Raw genomic sequence first — 19,575 nt, 5'->3', positions numbered from 1 at the left:
ACCGGGGCTTTTGCCATTCCGTGAGGGTGGTTGGGCAGGTTCGGGCGGTTGAGTTTGAGATGCCCGATAGGGGTCATGCGTGCCATGGTGGGGGACCCACAGGTCTTCCGTCACCCCGGCGGCAACGTTTCTGCTGTGCTCTCAGCGGATGAGGATCAGCTGTCCTCGTGGGCGACCGCGCGGCGCGCGTCCGCGTCCAGAACGCCCCAGCTGATGAGCTGCTCGGTCAGCACCGACGGCGACTGGTCGTAGATCACGGCCAGCGTACGGAGGTCGTCCTGGCGGATCGACAGCACCTTGCCGTTGTAGTCACCGCGCTGCGACTGGATCGTCGCGGCGTAGCGCTGCAGCGGGCCGGCCTTCTCCTGCGGGACGTGGGCCAGGCGCTCCAGGTCCAGGACCAGCTTCGGCGGCGGCTCGGCGGCGCCGCCGGGGGTCGTACCGGGCAGGAGCTCCTGCACCGGGACGCCGTAGAAGTCCGCCAGCTCGGCGAGGCGCTGCACCGTCACCGCGCGGTCGCCGCGCTCGTACGAGCCGACCACGACGGCCTTCCAGCGGCCCTGGGACTTTTCTTCCACCCCGTGGAGGGAAAGGCCCTGCTGGGTGCGGATGGCACGGAGCTTGGCCCCGAGCTGCTTTGCGTATTCGCTGGACATATAGCTCCCCGGACGCTGTGACAACGTGCGGCTCCGCCGCGTGGCTGGTAACTCACTGTGAGGTTACGCAGCGTTACTTGGCTCCGTCAAGCCGAATGGTCCATACCGCCCACTCCCGGGGGACGGCGCCCGGAGTGGCGGGAGGGGGGTGAGCAGGTCACTCGCCCGCCCCTGCTACAGTCGAAGGCGCAAATCCGACGTCCTTTAAGAACCGTCCCGTGAGGCGGAGAAGGAGGTCCGTTTTCATATGGACACACAGCAGCACACCGATGCCGCGCGCCCCGTTCTCGAGGGCCCCGACATCGCGCGGGTTCTGACCCGCATCGCCCACGAGATCGTCGAACGCGCCAAGGGCGCCGACGACGTGGTCCTCCTCGGCATTCCCACGCGTGGCGTCTTCCTCGCCCGCCGGCTGGCCGACAAGCTCGCGGAGATCACCGGACGCACGATCCCGGTCGGCTCCCTCGACATCACCATGTACCGGGACGACCTGCGGATGAAGCCCGCCCGGGCGATCGGCCGCACCGACATCCCCGGCGACGGCATCGACGGCCGTCTGGTCGTCCTCGTCGACGACGTCCTCTTCTCCGGCCGCACCATCCGCGCCGCGCTCGACGCGCTCGGCGACATCGGCCGCCCCCGCGCCGTCCAGCTCGCGGTCCTCGTCGACCGCGGCCACCGCGAACTCCCGATCCGCGCCGACTACGTCGGCAAGAACCTCCCCACGTCGCTGCGGGAGACGGTCAAGGTCCAGCTCGCCGAGGAGGACGGTCGAGACACCGTGCTGCTCGGTGGCAAGCCCACTGCCTAGCCGGACCCAGCCGGAACGGCACCCCGACGGGTCCAGGGCACACCCCTGCGTGCCCGCACGCCCTCACCCTCGCCACCACACGGAGCGAACCCCCGATGATGCGTCACCTCATCTCGGCCGCCGACCTCACCCGCGACGACGCCGTCCTCATCCTCGACACCGCCGAGGAGATGGCCCGGGTGGCCGACCGGCCGATCAAGAAGCTGCCCGCGCTGCGCGGCCGCACGATCTGCAACCTCTTCTTCGAGGACTCCACCCGCACCCGGATCTCCTTCGAGGCCGCCGAGAAGCGCCTCTCCGCCGACGTCATCAACTTCGCGGCCAAGGGATCCAGCGTCTCCAAGGGAGAGTCCCTCAAGGACACCGCGCAGACCCTGGAGGCCATGGGCGTCGACGCCGTCGTCATCCGGCACAGCGCCTCCGGCGCCCCCTACCGCCTCGCCACCTCCGGCTGGATCGACGCCCCCGTCATCAACGCCGGCGACGGCACCCACCAGCACCCCACCCAGGCCCTGCTGGACGCCTTCACCATGCGCCGCCGCCTCGTCGGCCGTGACGCGGGCCTCGGCCAGGACCTCGCCGGCAAGCGCATCACGCTCGTCGGCGACGTCCTGCACAGCCGGGTCGCCCGCTCCAACGTCGACCTGCTGCACACCCTCGGCGCCGAGGTCACCCTGGTCGCCCCGCCCACCCTCGTACCGGTCGGCGTCGAGGCATGGCCCTGCGACGTCAGCTACGACCTCGACAGCGTGCTGCCGAAGTCCGACGCGGTGATGATGCTCCGTGTGCAGCGCGAGCGGATGAACGCCGCCTTCTTCCCGACCGAGCGCGAGTACTCGCGGCGGTACGGCCTGGACGGCGACCGGATGGCCAAGATGCCCGAGCACGCCATCGTGATGCACCCCGGCCCCATGGTCCGCGGCATGGAGATCACCGCCGAGGTCGCCGACTCCGACCGCTGCACGGTCGTCGAGCAGGTCGCCAACGGCGTCTCCATCCGGATGGCCGTCCTCTACCTGCTTCTGGGCGGCAACGAGCCCGCCGTCACCCACGCCCGCACTGAGGAGAAGTAAGAACATGAGCAAGATCCTGATCCGCGGCGCGAAGGTGCTCGGCGGCGAGGCGGCGGACGTCCTGATCGACGGCGAGACCATCGCACAGGTCGGCACCGGTCTCGACGCCGGCGACGCGACCGTCGTCGAGGCGGAGGGCCAGATCCTGCTGCCCGGCCTCGTCGACCTCCACACCCACCTGCGCGAGCCCGGCCGTGAGGACTCCGAGACCGTCCTCACCGGCACCCGGGCCGCCGCCTCCGGCGGCTACACGGCCGTCTTCGCCATGGCCAACACCTTCCCCGTCGCCGACACCGCCGGCGTCGTCGAGCAGGTCTACCGCCTCGGCAAGGAGTCCGGCTACTGCGACGTGCAGCCCATCGGCGCCGTCACCGTCGGCCTGGAGGGCAAGAAGCTCGCCGAGCTCGGCGCCATGCACGACTCCGCCGCCGGCGTCACCGTCTTCTCCGACGACGGCAAGTGCGTCGACGACGCCGTGATCATGCGCCGCGCCCTGGAGTACGTGAAGGCCTTCGGCGGCGTCGTCGCCCAGCACGCCCAGGAGCCCCGCCTCACCGAGGGCGCCCAGATGAACGAGGGCGTCGTCTCCGCCGAGCTCGGCCTCGGCGGCTGGCCGGCCGTCGCCGAGGAGTCGATCATCGCGCGCGACGTCCTCCTCGCCGAGCACGTCGGCTCCCGCGTCCACATCTGCCACCTCTCCACGGCCGGCTCGGTCGAGATCGTCCGCTGGGCCAAGTCCCGCGGCATCGACGTCACCGCCGAGGTCACCCCGCACCACCTGCTCCTGACCGACGAGCTGGTCCGCACCTACAACCCGGTCTACAAGGTCAACCCGCCGCTGCGCACCGAGCGCGACGTGCTCGCCCTGCGCGAGGCCCTGGCCGACGGCACGATCGACATCGTCGCCACCGACCACGCCCCGCACCCGCACGAGGACAAGGACTGCGAGTGGGCCGCGGCCGCCATGGGCATGGTGGGCCTGGAGACCGCGCTCTCCGTCGTCCAGCAGACGATGGTCGAGACGGGACTGCTCGACTGGGCCGGCGTCGCCGACCGGATGTCCGTCAAGCCCGCTCGGATCGGTCAGGCGAAGGGCCACGGCCGCCCCGTCTCGGCTGGTGAGCCCGCCAACCTGACCCTGGTCGATCCGGCATACCGTGGAGCCGTGGACCCCGCGGGCTTCGCCTCCCGCAGCCGCAACACCCCGTACGAGGGTCGCGAGCTGCCGGGACGCGTCACCCACACCTTCCTGCGGGGCCGGGCGACGCTCGTGGACGGGAAGCTGGCGTGACATCTCTGATCATCCTGGCCGCCGGGGAGAAATCGGCGGAGGTGACCAACTGGGCCGGACGCATCGGCTGGGTGGTCGGCCTGGCCCTCTTCGTCGCCTTCGTCTACTGGCTGATGCGCCAGGGGTGGAAGTGGCGGGGCAGCCTCCAGTCCGACCTGCCGGAGCTGCCGGGAATGCCGGAGCGCGCCGGTGAGGCGAAACTGACTCTGAGCGGGCGCTACCACGGGTCCACCACCGCCGGGCAGTGGCTCGACCGGATCGTCGCCCACGGACTCGGCACCCGCAGCCGCGCCGAGCTCACGCTCACCGAGGCGGGGATCGAGGTCGTACGCCCCGGGGCGAACGACTTCCTCATCCCGGCCGACGCCCTGCGCGAGGCCCGCCTCGACAAGGGCATCGCAGGCAAGGTCCTCGCCGAGGGCGGCCTGCTCATCGTCACCTGGGCGCACGGCGACAAGCTGCTCGACTCCGGCTTCCGCTCCGACCGCGCGGCCGAGCACACCGCCTGGGTCGAGGCCATCAACACAATGAACTCGACGAATCACGCAAGCACGACGGAAGGCACCGCACGATGACGACCTCCACAAGGGGAGCCAAGGCTCCCGCCGTACTCGTCCTGGAGGACGGCCGCATCTTCCGCGGCCGCGCCTACGGGGCCGTGGGGGAGACCTTCGGCGAGGCCGTGTTCTCCACCGGCATGACCGGCTACCAGGAGACCCTCACCGACCCGTCGTACCACCGCCAGGTCGTCGTGATGACGGCCCCGCACGTCGGCAACACCGGCGTCAACGACGAGGACCCCGAGTCCAAGAGGATCTGGGTCGCCGGCTACGTCGTCCGTGACCCCGCCCGCGTCTCCTCCAACTGGCGCGCCCGGCGCTCGCTGGACGAGGAGCTGGAGAACCAGGGCGTCGTCGGCATCTCCGGCATCGACACCCGCGCTCTCACCCGCCACCTGCGCGAGCGCGGCGCCATGCGCGTCGGCATCTTCTCCGGCGACGCCGTGACGGACGACGCCGTCCTCCTCGCGAAGGTCCAGGAAGCCCCGCAGATGAAGGGCGCGAACCTCGCCGCGGAGGTCGCCACCCAGGAGACGTACGTCGTCCCCGCCATCGGCGAGAAGAAGTTCACCGTCGCCGCCGTCGACCTCGGCATCAAGGGCATGACCCCGCACCGGATGGCCGAGCGCGGCATCGAGGTGCACGTGCTGCCCGCCACCGCCACCGTCGAGGACGTGTACGCCGTCCAGCCCGACGGCGTGTTCTTCTCCAACGGCCCGGGCGACCCGGCCACCGCCGACGGCCCCGTCGCCGTCATGCAGGGCGTCCTGGAGCGCAAGACCCCGCTCTTCGGCATCTGCTTCGGCAACCAGATCCTCGGGCGCGCCCTCGGCTTCGGCACCTACAAGCTGAAGTACGGCCACCGCGGCATCAACCAGCCGGTGCAGGACCGTACGACCGGCAAGGTCGAGGTCACCGCGCACAACCACGGCTTCGCCGTCGACGCTCCGCTCGACAAGGTCTCGGACACCCCCTACGGGCGCGCCGAGGTCTCCCACGTCTGCCTGAACGACCAGGTCGTCGAAGGCCTCCAGCTGCTCGACCAGCCGGCCTTCAGCGTCCAGTACCACCCCGAGGCGGCCGCGGGCCCGCACGACGCCGCGTACCTCTTCGACCGCTTCGTATCCCTGATGGAGGCCGAGCGTGCCTAAGCGCACCGATATCCAGTCCGTCCTGGTCATCGGCTCCGGCCCGATCGTCATCGGCCAGGCCGCCGAGTTCGACTACTCCGGCACCCAGGCCTGCCGCATCCTCAAGGCCGAGGGCCTGCGGGTGATCCTGGTCAACTCCAACCCGGCCACGATCATGACCGACCCGGAGATCGCCGACGCCACCTACGTCGAGCCGATCACCCCCGAGTTCGTCGAGAAGATCATCGCCAAGGAGCGCCCCGACGCCCTCCTGCCCACCCTCGGCGGCCAGACCGCGCTCAACACCGCGATCTCCATGCACGAGCAGGGCGTCCTGGAGAAGTACGGCGTCGAGCTCATCGGCGCCAACGTCGAGGCCATCCACAAGGGCGAGGACCGCGACCTCTTCAAGGGCGTCGTCGAGGCCGTCAAGGCCAAGATCGGTTACGGCGAGTCCGCCCGCTCGGTCATCTGCCACTCCATGGACGACGTTCTCAAGGGCGTCGAGACGCTCGGCGGTTACCCCGTCGTCGTCCGCCCCTCCTTCACCATGGGCGGCGCCGGCTCCGGCTTCGCCCACGACGAGGAGGAGCTGCGCCGCATCGCCGGCCAGGGTCTGACCCTCTCGCCGACCACCGAGGTGCTCCTGGAGGAGTCCATCCTCGGCTGGAAGGAGTACGAGCTGGAGCTGATGCGCGACAAGAACGACAACGTCGTGGTCGTCTGCTCCATCGAGAACTTCGACCCGATGGGCGTCCACACCGGTGACTCCATCACCGTCGCCCCGGCGATGACCCTGACCGACCGCGAGTACCAGCGGCTGCGCGACATCGGCATCGCGATCATCCGCGAGGTCGGCGTCGACACCGGCGGCTGCAACATCCAGTTCGCGGTCAACCCGGACGACGGCCGGATCATCGTCATCGAGATGAACCCGCGTGTGTCGCGGTCCTCCGCGCTCGCCTCCAAGGCGACCGGCTTCCCCATCGCGAAGATCGCGGCCCGTCTCGCCGTCGGTTACACGCTGGACGAGATCCCTAACGACATCACGGAGAAGACCCCGGCGTCCTTCGAGCCCACGCTCGACTACGTCGTCGTCAAGGCGCCACGGTTCGCGTTCGAGAAGTTCCCCTCCGCCGACTCCACGCTGACCACGACCATGAAGTCGGTCGGCGAGGCCATGGCCATCGGCCGCAACTTCACCGAAGCGCTCCAGAAGGCCCTGCGCTCCCTGGAGAAGAAGGGCAGCCAGTTCACCTTCGTCGGCGAGCCCGGCGACAAGGACGAGCTGCTGCGGGACGCCGTCCGCCCCACCGACGGCCGGATCAACACCGTCATGCAGGCCATCCGCGCCGGCGCCACCCCCGAGGAGATCTTCGACGCCACGAAGATCGACCCCTGGTTCGTCGACCAGCTCTTCCTCATCAAGGAGATCGCCGACGAGCTGGCCGCCGCCGAGCGGCTCGACCCCGAGCTGCTCGCCGAGGCCAAGCGCCACGGCTTCTCCGACGTCCAGATCGCCGAGCTCCGCGGCCTGCGCGAGGATGTCGTCCGCGAGGTCCGGCACGCCCTCGGCGTCCGGCCGGTCTACAAGACCGTCGACACCTGCGCCGCCGAGTTCGCCGCCAAGACCCCGTACTTCTACTCCTCGTACGACGAGGAGAGCGAGGTCGCCCCGCGCGAGAAGCCCGCCGTGATCATCCTGGGCTCCGGTCCGAACCGCATCGGCCAGGGCATCGAGTTCGACTACTCCTGTGTCCACGCCTCCTTCGCGCTCAGCGACGCCGGCTACGAGACCGTGATGGTCAACTGCAACCCCGAGACGGTCTCGACCGACTACGACACCTCCGACCGCCTGTACTTCGAGCCGCTGACGCTCGAGGACGTGCTGGAGATCGTCCACGCCGAGTCGCTCGCCGGCCCCATCGCCGGCGTCGTGGTCCAGCTCGGCGGCCAGACCCCGCTGGGCCTCGCCCAGGCGCTCAAGGACAACGGCGTGCCGGTCGTCGGCACCTCCCCGGAGGCCATCCACGCCGCCGAGGACCGCGGCGCCTTCGGCCGCGTGCTCGCCGAGGCGGGCCTGCCGGCCCCCAAGCACGGCACCGCCACCACCTTCGCGGGCGCCAAGGCCATCGCCGACGAGATCGGCTACCCCGTCCTCGTACGCCCGTCGTACGTGCTCGGCGGCCGCGGCATGGAGATCGTGTACGACGAGGCCCGCCTCGAGACGTACATCGCCGAGTCCACCGAGATCAGCCCCACCCGGCCGGTCCTGGTCGACCGCTTCCTCGACGACGCCATCGAGATCGACGTCGACGCGCTGTACGACGGCACCGAGCTCTACCTCGGCGGCGTCATGGAGCACATCGAGGAGGCCGGCATCCACTCCGGCGACTCGGCCTGCGCCCTGCCCCCGATCACCTTGGGCGGCTTCGACATCAAGCGGCTGCGCGCCTCCACCGAGGGCATCGCCAAGGGCGTCGGCGTCCGCGGACTGATCAACATCCAGTTCGCCCTGGCCGGCGACATCCTCTACGTCCTGGAGGCCAACCCGCGCGCCTCCCGGACCGTCCCCTTCACCTCGAAGGCGACCGCCGTGCCGCTGGCGAAGGCCGCCGCCCGCATCTCGCTGGGCGCCACCATCGCCGAACTGCGCGAGGAGGGCCTGCTGCCGAAGAACGGCGACGGCGGCACCCTGCCGCTCGACGCGCCGATCTCCGTCAAGGAGGCCGTGATGCCGTGGTCGCGCTTCCGCGACGTCCACGGCCGCGGTGTGGACACCGTCCTCGGCCCGGAGATGCGCTCCACCGGCGAGGTCATGGGCATCGACGCGGTCTTCGGCACGGCGTACGCCAAGTCGCAGGCCGGCGCCTACGGCCCGCTGCCCACCAAGGGCCGCGCGTTCATCTCCGTCGCCAACCGCGACAAGCGCTCGATGATCTTCCCGGCCCGGGAGCTCGTCGCGCACGGCTTCGAGCTGCTCGCCACCTCCGGCACCGCCGAGGTCCTCAAGCGCAACGGCATCAACGCCACCGTCGTGCGCAAGCAGTCCGAGGGCGAGGGCCCGGGCGGCGAGAAGACCATCGTCCGCCTCATCCACGAGGGCGAGGTCGACCTCATCGTCAACACCCCGTACGGCACCGGTGGCCGTCTCGACGGCTACGAGATCCGCACCGCGGCCGTCGCCCGCGGCGTCCCGTGCCTGACGACGGTGCAGGCGCTCGCCGCCGCCGTCCAGGGCATCGAGGCGCTCGGCCACGGCGGTGTGGGCGTCCGCTCGCTCCAGGAACACGCGGAACACCTGACCGCGGCCCGCGACTAGCAGCCCACAAGGGGGACACCGGAAACGGTGTCCCCCTCTTGGTGAGGACACCTCTCATGTACAAGTTCTTCTTCCACCTCGTCTTCAAGCGCATGGATCCCGAGGAGGCCCACCACCTGGCCTTCCGCTGGATCCGCCTGACCGCCCGCGTTCCCGTGCTGCGCACCTTCGTCGCCGCCGTCCTCGCGCCCCGCCACAAGGAGCTGCGCACCGAGGCCCTCGGGCTGCGCATGCACGGCCCCTTCGGCCTCGCCGCCGGCTTCGACAAGAACGCCGTCGCCATCGACGGCATGTCGATGCTCGGCTTCGACCACGTCGAGATCGGCACCGTCACCGGCGAGGCCCAGCCCGGCAACCCGAAGAAGCGGCTCTTCCGGCTGGTCCCGGACCGCGCCCTGATCAACCGCATGGGCTTCAACAACGACGGCTCCGCCGCCGTCGCCGCCCGCCTCCACGCGCGCGTACCGGTCTTCCGGACCGTCGTCGGCGTCAACATCGGCAAGACGAAGATCGTCCCGGAGGCCGAGGCCGCCGCCGACTACGTGAAGTCGACCGAGCGCCTCGCCGCGCACGCCGACTACCTGGTCGTGAACGTCTCCTCGCCCAACACCCCCGGCCTGCGCAACCTCCAGGCCACCGAGTCCCTGCGCCCGCTGCTCACGGCGGTACGGGAAGCGGCCGACCGCACGGTCACGGACCGGCGGGTCCCGCTCCTCGTCAAGATCGCCCCCGATCTCGCCGACGACGACATCGACGCCGTCGCGGACCTCGCCCTGGAGCTGGGTCTCGACGGCATCATCGCCACCAACACGACCATCGCCCGCGAGGGCCTGGGTCTGAAGTCCGACCCCGCGCTGATCAAGGAGACCGGCGGTCTGTCCGGCGCGCCCGTCAAGCAGCGCTCCCTGGAGGTCCTGCGCCGCCTGTACGCGCGCGTGGGCGACCGCCTGGTCCTGGTGGGCGTCGGCGGCATCGAGAACGCCGAGGACGCCTGGCAGCGGATCCTCGCCGGAGCCACGCTGATCCAGGGGTACAGCGCCTTCATCTACGAGGGCCCGTTCTACGCCCGAGCGATCCACAAGGGCCTCGCCGCGCGCCTCGCGGCCTCGCCGTACGCCACCCTCGCCGAAGCCGTCGGCGCCGACACCCGAAAGGCCGCCCTGTGACTCTCTCCTTCGGTACCCGCCTGCGCACCGCCATGGACGAGCGTGGCCCCCTCTGCGTGGGAATCGACCCGCACGCCGCCCTGCTCGCCTCGTGGGGCCTGAGCGACGACGTCACGGGCCTGGAGCGGTTCTCCCGTACCGTCGTCGAGGCCCTGGCCGACCAGGTCGCCGTCTTCAAGCCGCAGGCCGCCTTCTTCGAGCGCTTCGGCTCGAAGGGCATCGCGGTCCTGGAACGGACCGTGGCAGACGCCCGCGCCGCCGGGACCCTGGTCGTCATGGACGCCAAGCGCGGAGACATCGGCTCCACCATGGCCGCCTACGCCGAGTCCTTCCTGCACAAGGACGCGCCGCTCTTCTCGGACGCGCTGACCGTCTCCCCGTACCTGGGCTACGGCTCGCTGAAGCCGGCCGTCGACCTGGCCCGGGAGAGCGGCGCCGGCCTCTTCGTCCTGGCCCTCACCTCCAACCCGGAGGGCGCCGAGGTCCAGCGCGCGGTCCACCCCGACGACCCGGCCGGCCGCACGATCGGCGCGACCATGCTGGCCCACCTCGCCGAGGAGAACGCGGGGGAGACCCCGATGGGCTCCTTCGGCGCGGTCGTCGGCGCCACCCTCGGCGACCTCTCCTCCTTCGATCTCGACATCAACGGCCCCCTGCTCGCCCCCGGCCTCGGCGCCCAGGGCGCGACGCCGGCCGACCTCCCGGCCGTCTTCGGCACGGCGGTCCGCAACGTCGTCCCGAACGTCAGCCGGGCGGTGCTGCGGCACGGGCCGGACGCCTCCGCGCTGCGGGCCTCGGCGGAGCGGTGGGCGGACGAAATCCGCGAGGCCGTGGCCGCGGCACCGCGGATCTGACCAATCCGCAGGTCGGAGCCGTCTCACCTGGTGACAGAAAGTTGGCCGAAAAGCCGGTCGATATGCCGGAAAAGTCCTGGTCGGTCGATGCTGACCAGGACTTTTCCTCCGTTCTCGCTGACTGGAGAGGCATAGGCCGCTAGTCTCCGGGGCAGAGTCAGCGTTCAACGGAGGCTTGCGTTGATCGTTGCTCCACTGGTGTGGGGCGACTAGGTTCCTCACCGGTCCGTATCCGACAGTTCGACATCCGAGGTGACGTAGGCGTGGCTCTTCCGCCCCTTACCCCTGAACAGCGCGCAGCCGCGCTCGAAAAGGCCGCCGCGGCTCGCCGGGAGCGGGCCGAGGTCAAGAATCGACTCAAGCACTCCGGCGCCTCCCTCCACGAGGTCATCAAGCAGGGCCAGGAGAACGACGTCATCGGGAAGATGAAGGTCTCCGCCCTGCTCGAGTCCCTGCCGGGCGTGGGCAAGGTCCGCGCCAAGCAGATCATGGAGCGACTCGGCATCTCCGAGAGTCGTCGGGTGCGCGGTCTCGGTTCCAACCAGATCGCCTCCCTGGAGCGCGAGTTCGGCAGCACCGGCGCCTGAGCCGGGACCGCCGTCCCGGGCATGCCCGTAAAGCTGGAATAATCGCTGCATGGCAGCAGAGGTTCGTCCGCGACTGACCGTGCTCTCCGGCCCCTCAGGGGTCGGCAAGAGCACGGTCGTCGCTCATATGCGCAAGGTCCACCCCGAGGTCTGGCTCTCGGTGTCGGCCACGACACGAAAGCCGCGGCCCGGCGAGAAGCACGGCGTCCAGTACTTCTTCGTCACGGACGACGAATTCGACAAGCTGGTCGCCAACGGTGAGCTCCTCGAGTGGGCCGAGTTCGCGGGCAACCGCTACGGCACGCCCCGGCGCGCGGTCCTGGACCGGCTGGAGGCGGGCGAGCCCGTGCTCCTGGAGATCGACCTCCAGGGCGCCCGGCAGGTCAAGGAGTCGATGCCCGACTCCCAGCTGGTCTTCCTGGCCCCGCCGAGCTGGGAGGAGCTGGTCCGCCGGCTCACCGGCCGCGGCACCGAGTCGCCCGAGGTCATCGAGCGTCGCCTCCAGGCGGCGAAGGTCGAACTGGCCGCCGAGTCGGAGTTCGACACCACCCTGGTCAACACCTCCGTCGAGGACGTGGCGCGTGAGCTGCTAGCCTTGATGAACGTTGTCTGATCTATTTCTGATCACCTGGATCTGATCATCCCGATCAGCTCACCCAGAAGTTTCTTCGGAAGGCTAGAGCGTGTCCTCTTCCATCACCGCGCCCGAGGGCATCATCAACCCGCCGATCGACGAGCTGCTCGAGGCCACCGACTCGAAGTACAGCCTCGTGATCTACGCGGCCAAGCGCGCGCGTCAGATCAACGCGTACTACTCGCAGCTCGGCGAGGGCCTGCTCGAGTACGTCGGTCCGCTGGTGGACACCCACGTCCACGAGAAGCCGCTCTCGATCGCCCTGCGTGAGATCAACGCGGGTCTGCTGACCTCCGAGGCCATCGAGGGCCCGGCGCAGTAAGCATGCACACGAGCGCGTGACGCTCGTCACCACAGGCCCGGCGGAACATCCGCCGGGCCTGTGGTGTCTCATGGAGTCGTACGCATCCGAGTGCGGGGAGCAGCAGTGGCAAAGCCGAAGGTCGTTCTGGGGGTGAGCGGCGGCATCGCCGCCTACAAGGCGTGCGAGCTGCTCCGGCGGCTGACCGAGTCCGGTCATGACGTACGGGTCGTCCCGACCGACTCCGCCCTGAACTTCGTCGGCGCGGCCACCTGGTCCGCGCTCTCCGGCCACCCCGTCTCCACCGAGGTGTGGGAGTCCGTCCATGAGGTCCCGCATGTACGGATCGGGCAGGCCGCCGACCTCGTCGTCGTGGCCCCCGCCACCGCCGACATGCTGGCCAAGGCCGCCCACGGCCTCGCCGACGACCTGCTGACGAACACGCTGCTCACCGCCCGCTGTCCGGTCGTCTTCGCCCCGGCGATGCACACCGAGATGTGGGAGCACCCCGCCACCCAGGAGAACGTGGCCACGCTGCGCCGGCGCGGCGCCGTCGTCATCGAACCCGCCGTCGGCCGGCTGACCGGCGTCGACACCGGCAAGGGGCGGCTGCCCGAGGCCGCCGAGATCTTCGAGGTCTGCCGGAGGGTCTTGGCCCGCGGCACCGCCGTGCCCGACCTCGCCGGCCGTCATGTCGTCGTCAGCGCGGGTGGCACGCGCGAGCCCCTCGACCCCGTCCGCTACCTGGGCAACCGCTCCTCCGGCAAGCAGGGCTACGCCCTCGCCAAGGCCGCCGCCGCCCGTGGTGCCCGGGTCACCCTCGTCGAGGCCAACACCGGCATCCCCGATCCGGCGGGCGTCGACGTCGTGCACGTCGGCACCGCCGTCCAGCTGCGCGAGGCGGTCCTGAAGGCGGCCGCCGACGCCGACGCGGTCGTGATGGCCGCCGCGGTCGCCGACTTCCGCCCGGCGGTCTACGCCCCCGGCAAGATCAAGAAGGCGGACGACGGTGGCGCCCCGACCGTCGAGCTCGTCCGCAACCCCGACATCCTCGCGGAGATCTCGGCCGAGCGGGCCGTGCCCGGGCAGGTCGTCGTCGGATTCGCCGCCGAGACCGACGACGTCCTCGCCAACGGCCGGGAGAAGCTGCGGCGCAAGGGCTGCGACCTGCTCGTGGTCAACGAGGTGGGGGAGCGCAAGACCTTCGGTTCCGAGGAGAACGAGGCCGTGGTGCTCGCTGCGGACGGCGCCGAGACGCCCGTACCGTACGGGCCGAAGGAAGCCCTCGCCGAGACGGTCTGGGACCTCGTCGCCCCGCGACTGCGGTCCGTGTCCGGGTAGAATTCCGGAAATCTCCGCTTCGCCCGGACATCACCGCGATGGCGGAGCGAAACTCCGCAAACCGGGCCACTCGGGCGCAACGGAGCGGTGTTCCCGCTGGTTGGAGGCCGCTTTCACGTATGATCCGGCTCCCACCTTGCGAGACACCCGGTCCCATGCGGGACCATGACCGATAGACTGGTCGCGGAACGTCGCGGGGCGCAGCCCCCTGCCGGTCCGCACATGCATTGAGCCAGCAGCCGCTGCAACCACAGGGAGCGTTGTGTCCCGTCGTCTGTTCACCTCGGAGTCCGTGACCGAGGGTCACCCCGACAAGATCGCTGACCAGATCAGCGACACCATTCTCGACGCGCTCCTCCGGGAGGACCCCACCTCCCGCGTCGCCGTCGAGACGCTGATCACCACCGGTCTCGTACACGTCGCCGGCGAGGTGACCACGAAGGCGTGGGCCGACATCCCCACCCTGGTGCGGAACAAGATCCTCGAGATCGGGTACGACTCCTCGAAGAAGGGCTTCGACGGCGCCTCCTGCGGCGTCTCGGTCTCCATCGGGTCGCAGTCCCCGGACATCGCGCAGGGCGTCGACACGGCGTACGAGAAGCGCGTCGAGGGCGACGAGGACGAGCTGGACAAGCAGGGCGCCGGCGACCAGGGCCTGATGTTCGGCTACGCCTCGGACGAGACCCCCGAGCTGATGCCGCTCCCGATCCACGTCGCGCACCGGCTCTCCCGGCGCCTGACCGAGGTCCGCAAGAACGGGACCATCCCGTACCTGCGCCCCGACGGCAAGACCCAGGTCACCATCGAGTACGACGGCGACAAGGCCGTCCGCCTCGACACGGTCGTGGTCTCCTCGCAGCACGCCTCGGACATCGACCTCGAGTCGCTGCTCGCGCCCGACATCCGCGAGTTCGTCGTCGAGCACGTCCTCAAGCAGCTCCTGGACGACGGCATCAAGCTGGACACCGACGGCTACCGCCTCCTGGTCAACCCGACCGGACGCTTCGAGATCGGCGGCCCGATGGGCGACGCCGGCCTCACCGGCCGCAAGATCATCATCGACACCTACGGCGGCATGGCCCGCCACGGCGGCGGTGCCTTCTCCGGCAAGGACCCGTCCAAGGTCGACCGCTCGGCCGCCTACGCCATGCGCTGGGTCGCCAAGAACGTCGTGGCCGCCGGCCTCGCCTCGCGCTGCGAGGTCCAGGTCGCCTACGCCATCGGCAAGGCGGAGCCCGTCGGCCTCTTCGTCGAGACCTTCGGCACCCACACGATCGAGACCGAGAAGATCGAGCACGCCATCGGCGAGGTCTTCGACCTCCGCCCGGCCGCGATCATCCGCGACCTCGACCTGCTGCGCCCGATCTACTCCCAGACGGCGGCCTACGGCCACTTCGGCCGCGAGCTCCCCGACTTCACCTGGGAGCGCACGGACCGCGTGGAGGCCCTGCGCAAGGCCGCGGGTCTCTGAGCGACGGCCTTACGGCCACGCACCGCACGGAAGCCCGGCACCCCTCGGGGGGCCGGGCTTCCGCATGTCCGGCTGTCAGTGCGGTCTGGTAGGTATGTGGCTGTGAGCAGCGAGAACGAGAAGCCCGAGGGGGCGGCCGGTGAGCCGCCCGAGCAGCTCGCGCTCATCCGGGAGACCGTGCGGAAGGCCAAGGTGCCGCGGGCCAAGCCGCGGACCTGGCGGGGCGCCGCGCTGGCCAGGGAGCTGCCCGTGGCGCGGGTGGTGGTCAACAAGGGAGTGCTGCACCTCGACCAGTTCTTCGACTACGCCGTGCCCGAGGAGCTGGACGCCGTGGCGCAGCCGGGCGTGCGCGTGCGGGTGCGGTTCGGGGCCGGGGCGCACCAGGTGCGCGACGGGCGGCGTGAGGGCGGGCGGCTGATCGACGGGTTCCTCGTCGAGCGGCGGGCCGAGTCGGACTACAAAGGAGCGCTGGCCGCGCTCGCCGATGTGGTGTCGCCCGAGCCGGTCCTGAGCGCCGAGCTGCTCGGGCTCGCCCGGGCGGTGGCCGACCGGTACGCCGGGAGCCTGGCCGACGTCCTGCAGCTGGCGGTCCCGCCGCGCAGCGCCCGGGCGGAGGGCAAGGCGTCGCCGGAGCCCCTGCCGCCGCCGGAGTCGCCGGAGCCGGGCAGCTGGGGGCGGTACGAACGGGGACCGGCGTTCCTGGAGTCCCTCGCACGGGGCGGGGCGCCACGCGCGGTCTGGAACGCGCTGCCGGGGCCGCACTGGGCGGACGAGCTGGCCCGGGCCGTGGGCGCCACGCTGGCCTCCGGGCGCGGGGCCCTCGTCGTCGTGCCCGACGGGCGGGCGGCGAGCCGGGTCGACGAGGCGCTGGGCCGGGTGCTCGGCGAGGGACGGCACGCGGTGCTGACGGCGGAGACCGGCCCGGAGAAGCGGTACGCCCAGTGGCTCGCGGTACGGCGGGGCTCGGTGCGGGCGGTCGTGGGCACACGGGCCGCGATGTTCGCTCCGGTACGGGACCTGGGCCTGGTGGTCATCTGGGACGACGGCGACGGCAGCCACAGCGAGCCGCACGCCCCCCAGCCCCACGCGCGCGACGTGCTGCTGCTGCGCGCCGCCCACGACCGGTGCGGCTTCCTCCTGGGGAGTACGAGCTGCACGGTCGAGGCCGCCCAGCTCGTGGAGTCCGGCTGGGCCCAGCCGCTGCTGGCCCGCCGGGACCAGGTCAGGGCGGCGGCCCCGCTCGTACGGACCGTGGGCGACACCGACCTGGCCCGCGACGAGGCCGCGCGCGCCGCCCGCCTGCCCTCGCTGGCCTGGCAGACGGTACGGGAGGGGCTGAAGACCGGTCCGGTCCTCGTCCAGGTCCCGCGCCGGGGCTATGTGCCGAGGCTGGCGTGCGAGCGGTGCCGGACCCCGGCCCGCTGCCGGCACTGCGCCGGGCCTCTGGAGGCGCCCGAACAGCGGGAGTTGACATGCGGCTGGTGCGGCCGTGGCGCCGCCGACTGGCACTGTGTGGAGTGTGGTTCGACCCGGCTGCGCGCCCAGGTGGTGGGAGCGCGGCGGACGGCGGAGGAGCTCGGCCGGGCGTTCCCCGCCGTGCCGGTCCGCACATCGGGCCGTGACCACGTCCTGGACCGGGTGCCGGGGCGGCCCGCGCTCGTCGTGTCGACGCCCGGAGCCGAGCCCGTCGCGGACGGCGGGTACGCGGCCGCGCTGCTCCTGGACGGCTGGGCGATGCTCGGCCGGCCCGACCTGCGCGCGGGCGAGGAGGCCCTGCGGCGGTGGATCGACGCCGCCTCGCTCGTGCGGGGGCAGGGGGAGGCCGGGACGGGTGGTGTTGTCGTCGTGGTGGCCGAGCCGACGCTGCGGCCGGTGCAGGCGCTCGTGCGATGGGACCCGGTGGGCCACGCCCAGCGGGAGCTGGCGGAGCGGGCGGAGCTGGGCTTTCCGCCGGTGTCACGGATGGCGGCGGTCTCGGGGCCGCCGGAGGCCGTACAGGCGTTCCTGGCGGCCGCCGAACTGCCAGGCGACGCCGAGATCCTGGGCCCGGTGGCCCTGCCGGTCGTCCGTCCGGGCGGCCCACGCCGTCCGGGCGACACGCCGCCGGGGGAGCAGTGGGAACGCGCGCTGATCCGCGTCCCGCCGGGCAACGGCGCGGCGCTCGCGGCCGCGTTGAAGAAGGCGCAGGCGGCCCGTCTGGCCCGGGGCGGCAGCGACCCCGTGCGGGTACGGGTGGACCCACCGGACATCGGCTGAACCGCGACCGGTGCGGACGCTGCGCGGCGGAGCGGCTCGGCCGCGCGGCTCCTCGGCCGGTCCGGATCCTGCGGCCCGAACGCGGTTCGGCCGCCCAGTCCCTCGGCCGGACCGGTCCGTACGCCCCGGACGCGGCTCGGTCGGACCTGTCCCGACGTCGCCGGACGCGGCTCGGCCGGTCCGCTCCCCACTCCCAGGACGCGGCTCGGCCGCCCGACCCCTTGGCGGGGCTGGGCGGCCGGAGGAGCAGGGAGCGTCAGCCGTTGCGCGGGCCCGGGAGGGCCGACGGGCGGGGCTCCTCGCGGAGGGACTGGGTGGCGGGCGTGGGCTGCGGGGGCATCGTGCGGGCCGACGGGACCACCGGGATCGTCCGGGTCGCGCCCGGCTCCGGCGCGCGGTCCTGTTCCACGACGCCGGCCTGCTGGGGCGCGCGGCGGGCGCCGTAGCGGCGGTGGACGGCCTGCTTCGTGACCCCGAGCGCCGAGCCCACCGCGTCCCACGAGAAGCCGAGCGAGCGGTCGAAGTCGACCGCCGCCGTCACCAGTGTCTCGACGCTGTCCCGCAGCTCCTGGGCGAGCCGGACGGTCGGGGCGGGCGCCCGTCCGTAGACGACGAAGCCCGTCGACGGGCCGGAGCGACGCGGGCGGTAGACATTGCCCAACTGGGCCGTGAGCGTGCGCAGTGCGTCCACCTGCCGCCGGACCCGCTCGATGTCCCGCACCAACAGATGCAGACTTGCCCGGGCTTGGGCGTCGTGGGTTGCGTGGTCGGCCATGTGAAAGCCTCTCGAACCGGCGTGGAATAGGGGCGGGCCACGACGAAGGGTCGGCCCGTTTCGGTCAATCTCTCTTGACCAACGCGCCACCCGTGCTTGGGTCACGCTGCGGGGGCGTACACGCATATGCGCGGGGCGCTCGTCCTCACGTACGCCCCCTTCCCGCCCCGGCCCCTAGACTGGTGCGCTGCCCGCCGACAGCCCCGAGAGACGGGCAGTCAGCCCCCCGATGCCGTGCTGTCCCGGGGAGCAACCCCCGGGCCCCCGGCGGACACCCGTGGGCAGGGGACCACACTGAAGATGCGAGGTTTTTCCGAGTGAAGTTGGTCTTCGCAGGCACCCCCGAGGTCGCCGTACCCGCCCTGGACGCCCTGCTCGCCTCCGGGCGGCACGAGGTGGCCGCCGTCGTCACCCGCCCGGACGCCCCCGCGGGCCGTGGCCGGCGCCTGGTCGCCAGCCCGGTCGCCCAGCGCGCGGAGGAGGCCGGTATCGAGGTGCTCAAGCCGGCGAAGCCACGGGACGAGGAGTTCCTCGCACGGCTGCGCGAGATCGCCCCGGACTGCTGCCCGGTGGTCGCCTACGGCGCCCTCCTGCCCCGCGTCGCCCTGGACATCCCGGCCCACGGCTGGGTCAACCTGCACTTCTCGCTGCTTCCCGCCTGGCGCGGCGCCGCGCCCGTCCAGCACGCGGTGATGGCGGGGGACGAGGTGACGGGCGCGTCGACCTTCCAGATCGAGGAGGGGCTCGATTCCGGCCCCGTCTACGGCGTCATCACCGAGGACGTGCGGCCGACCGACACCAGCGGCGATCTGCTCACCCGGCTCGCCTTCGCGGGCGCCGGGCTGCTCGCGGCGACGATGGACGGCATCGAGGACGGCACCCTGAAGGCCGTCCCGCAGCCCGCAGAGGGCGTCACCCTCGCGCCCAAGATCCAGGTCGAGGACGCGCACGTGGACTTCACCGCTCCCGCGCTCCGCGTGGACCGCGTGGTGCGCGCCTGCACCCCGGCCCCCGGCGCCTGGACCGTCTTCCGCGGCGAGCGTCTCAAGCTGATCCAGGCGCTCCCGGTCCCGGACCGCACCGACCTGGCCCCCGGCGAACTCGCGGTCGGCAAGAACAACGTGTTCGTCGGCACCGGCTCGTACGCCGTGGAACTGCTCTGGGTCCAGCCCCAGGGCAAGAAGCCGATGAAGGCCGCCGACTGGGCGCGCGGTGTGCGGATCGCCCCGGGAGAAGGGGTCGGCGCGTAGCGGCGTCGGCCGAGGGCGGTGACGGGAGGCGGGTCGGAGGGCCGGCGGAGCGGACGTAGGCTGAGGGGGTTGGACCCTCTCACTTCGTCAGCGGAGC

The 19,575-nt window shown here is 71.6% G+C and carries 17 protein-coding genes; 15 read left to right on the top strand and 2 right to left on the bottom strand.

From position 1 onward, the window contains the following. Window positions 1-155 precede the first annotated feature (155 nt). Window positions 156-656, bottom strand: coding sequence for a transcriptional regulator BldD (gene bldD, locus ABZY12_RS27620; protein WP_030214967.1), 501 nt, complete (start codon window positions 654-656; stop codon window positions 156-158). A 247-nt stretch (window positions 657-903) separates the two neighbouring features. Between bldD and pyrR the strand changes: the two genes are divergently transcribed. The 14 genes from pyrR (at window position 904) to ABZY12_RS27550 (ending at window position 17,453) form a co-directional block, all read left to right on the top strand. Then, on the top strand, window positions 904-1,467 hold the full coding sequence (gene pyrR / locus ABZY12_RS27615) for a bifunctional pyr operon transcriptional regulator/uracil phosphoribosyltransferase PyrR (RefSeq protein ID WP_356894915.1): 564 nt from the start codon (window positions 904-906) through the stop codon (window positions 1,465-1,467). Window positions 1,468-1,562: 95 nt separating this feature from the next. Continuing rightward, complete coding sequence (locus ABZY12_RS27610; protein ID WP_356894913.1) at window positions 1,563-2,540, top strand: aspartate carbamoyltransferase catalytic subunit; 978 nt, start codon at window positions 1,563-1,565, stop codon at window positions 2,538-2,540. Between the two features lie 4 nt (window positions 2,541-2,544). Next, the gene (locus tag ABZY12_RS27605; RefSeq protein ID WP_356894911.1) at window positions 2,545-3,831 is read left to right on the top strand and encodes a dihydroorotase; all 1,287 of its coding nucleotides are present in this window, start codon (window positions 2,545-2,547) and stop codon (window positions 3,829-3,831) included. Further along, window positions 3,828-4,406 (top strand): hypothetical protein, encoded by a 579-nt coding sequence (locus ABZY12_RS27600; RefSeq protein ID WP_356894909.1) that lies wholly within the window; start codon window positions 3,828-3,830, stop codon window positions 4,404-4,406. Before ABZY12_RS27605 ends, ABZY12_RS27600 begins: the two co-directional genes overlap by 4 nt. Continuing rightward, window positions 4,403-5,542 (top strand): glutamine-hydrolyzing carbamoyl-phosphate synthase small subunit, encoded by a 1,140-nt coding sequence (gene carA / locus ABZY12_RS27595; protein WP_356894907.1) that lies wholly within the window; start codon window positions 4,403-4,405, stop codon window positions 5,540-5,542. Before ABZY12_RS27600 ends, carA begins: the two co-directional genes overlap by 4 nt. Next, window positions 5,535-8,843, top strand: a complete 3,309-nt coding sequence (gene carB, locus ABZY12_RS27590) for a carbamoyl-phosphate synthase large subunit (RefSeq protein ID WP_356894905.1) — start codon at window positions 5,535-5,537, stop codon at window positions 8,841-8,843. Before carA ends, carB begins: the two co-directional genes overlap by 8 nt. Before the next feature lie 56 nt (window positions 8,844-8,899). Further along, entirely contained in the window at window positions 8,900-10,009 is a 1,110-nt protein-coding gene (locus ABZY12_RS27585; RefSeq protein WP_356894903.1) for a quinone-dependent dihydroorotate dehydrogenase, read from the top strand. Continuing rightward, window positions 10,006-10,863 carry an orotidine-5'-phosphate decarboxylase gene (gene pyrF / locus ABZY12_RS27580; RefSeq protein WP_356894901.1) on the top strand — a complete coding sequence of 286 codons (858 nt, stop codon included), beginning with the start codon at window positions 10,006-10,008 and terminating at the stop codon, window positions 10,861-10,863. Before ABZY12_RS27585 ends, pyrF begins: the two co-directional genes overlap by 4 nt. Before the next feature lie 263 nt (window positions 10,864-11,126). Further along, window positions 11,127-11,450 carry an integration host factor gene (locus ABZY12_RS27575; protein ID WP_026246651.1) on the top strand — a complete coding sequence of 108 codons (324 nt, stop codon included), beginning with the start codon at window positions 11,127-11,129 and terminating at the stop codon, window positions 11,448-11,450. Between the two features lie 49 nt (window positions 11,451-11,499). Continuing rightward, complete coding sequence (gene gmk / locus ABZY12_RS27570; protein ID WP_356894899.1) at window positions 11,500-12,063, top strand: guanylate kinase; 564 nt, start codon at window positions 11,500-11,502, stop codon at window positions 12,061-12,063. Window positions 12,064-12,133: 70 nt separating this feature from the next. Beyond that, window positions 12,134-12,406 (top strand): DNA-directed RNA polymerase subunit omega, encoded by a 273-nt coding sequence (gene rpoZ / locus ABZY12_RS27565; RefSeq protein WP_005319902.1) that lies wholly within the window; start codon window positions 12,134-12,136, stop codon window positions 12,404-12,406. 105 nt (window positions 12,407-12,511) lie between these two features. Next, the gene (coaBC, locus tag ABZY12_RS27560; protein WP_356894897.1) at window positions 12,512-13,726 is read left to right on the top strand and encodes a bifunctional phosphopantothenoylcysteine decarboxylase/phosphopantothenate--cysteine ligase CoaBC; all 1,215 of its coding nucleotides are present in this window, start codon (window positions 12,512-12,514) and stop codon (window positions 13,724-13,726) included. Window positions 13,727-13,988: 262 nt separating this feature from the next. Then, the gene (gene metK / locus ABZY12_RS27555) at window positions 13,989-15,197 is read left to right on the top strand and encodes a methionine adenosyltransferase (protein WP_356894895.1); all 1,209 of its coding nucleotides are present in this window, start codon (window positions 13,989-13,991) and stop codon (window positions 15,195-15,197) included. A gap of 102 nt (window positions 15,198-15,299) precedes the next feature. After that, complete coding sequence (locus tag ABZY12_RS27550) at window positions 15,300-17,453, top strand: primosomal protein N' (protein ID WP_356894893.1); 2,154 nt, start codon at window positions 15,300-15,302, stop codon at window positions 17,451-17,453. Window positions 17,454-17,709: 256 nt separating this feature from the next. On the opposite strand, the gene ABZY12_RS27545 is transcribed toward ABZY12_RS27550, so the two are convergent. Next, on the bottom strand, window positions 17,710-18,228 hold the full coding sequence (locus ABZY12_RS27545; RefSeq protein WP_356894891.1) for a hypothetical protein: 519 nt from the start codon (window positions 18,226-18,228) through the stop codon (window positions 17,710-17,712). Window positions 18,229-18,545: 317 nt separating this feature from the next. Between ABZY12_RS27545 and fmt the strand changes: the two genes are divergently transcribed. Then, window positions 18,546-19,478, top strand: coding sequence for a methionyl-tRNA formyltransferase (gene fmt, locus ABZY12_RS27540; RefSeq protein ID WP_356894889.1), 933 nt, complete (start codon window positions 18,546-18,548; stop codon window positions 19,476-19,478). The last annotated feature ends 97 nt before the right edge of the window (window positions 19,479-19,575 follow it).

Source organism: Streptomyces sp. NPDC006551, from assembly GCF_040611675.1.
GTDB lineage: Bacteria > Actinomycetota > Actinomycetes > Streptomycetales > Streptomycetaceae > Streptomyces.
The sequence above is the reverse complement of the archived record's forward strand: the minus strand, read 5'-3'. Positions and strand labels throughout refer to the sequence as shown.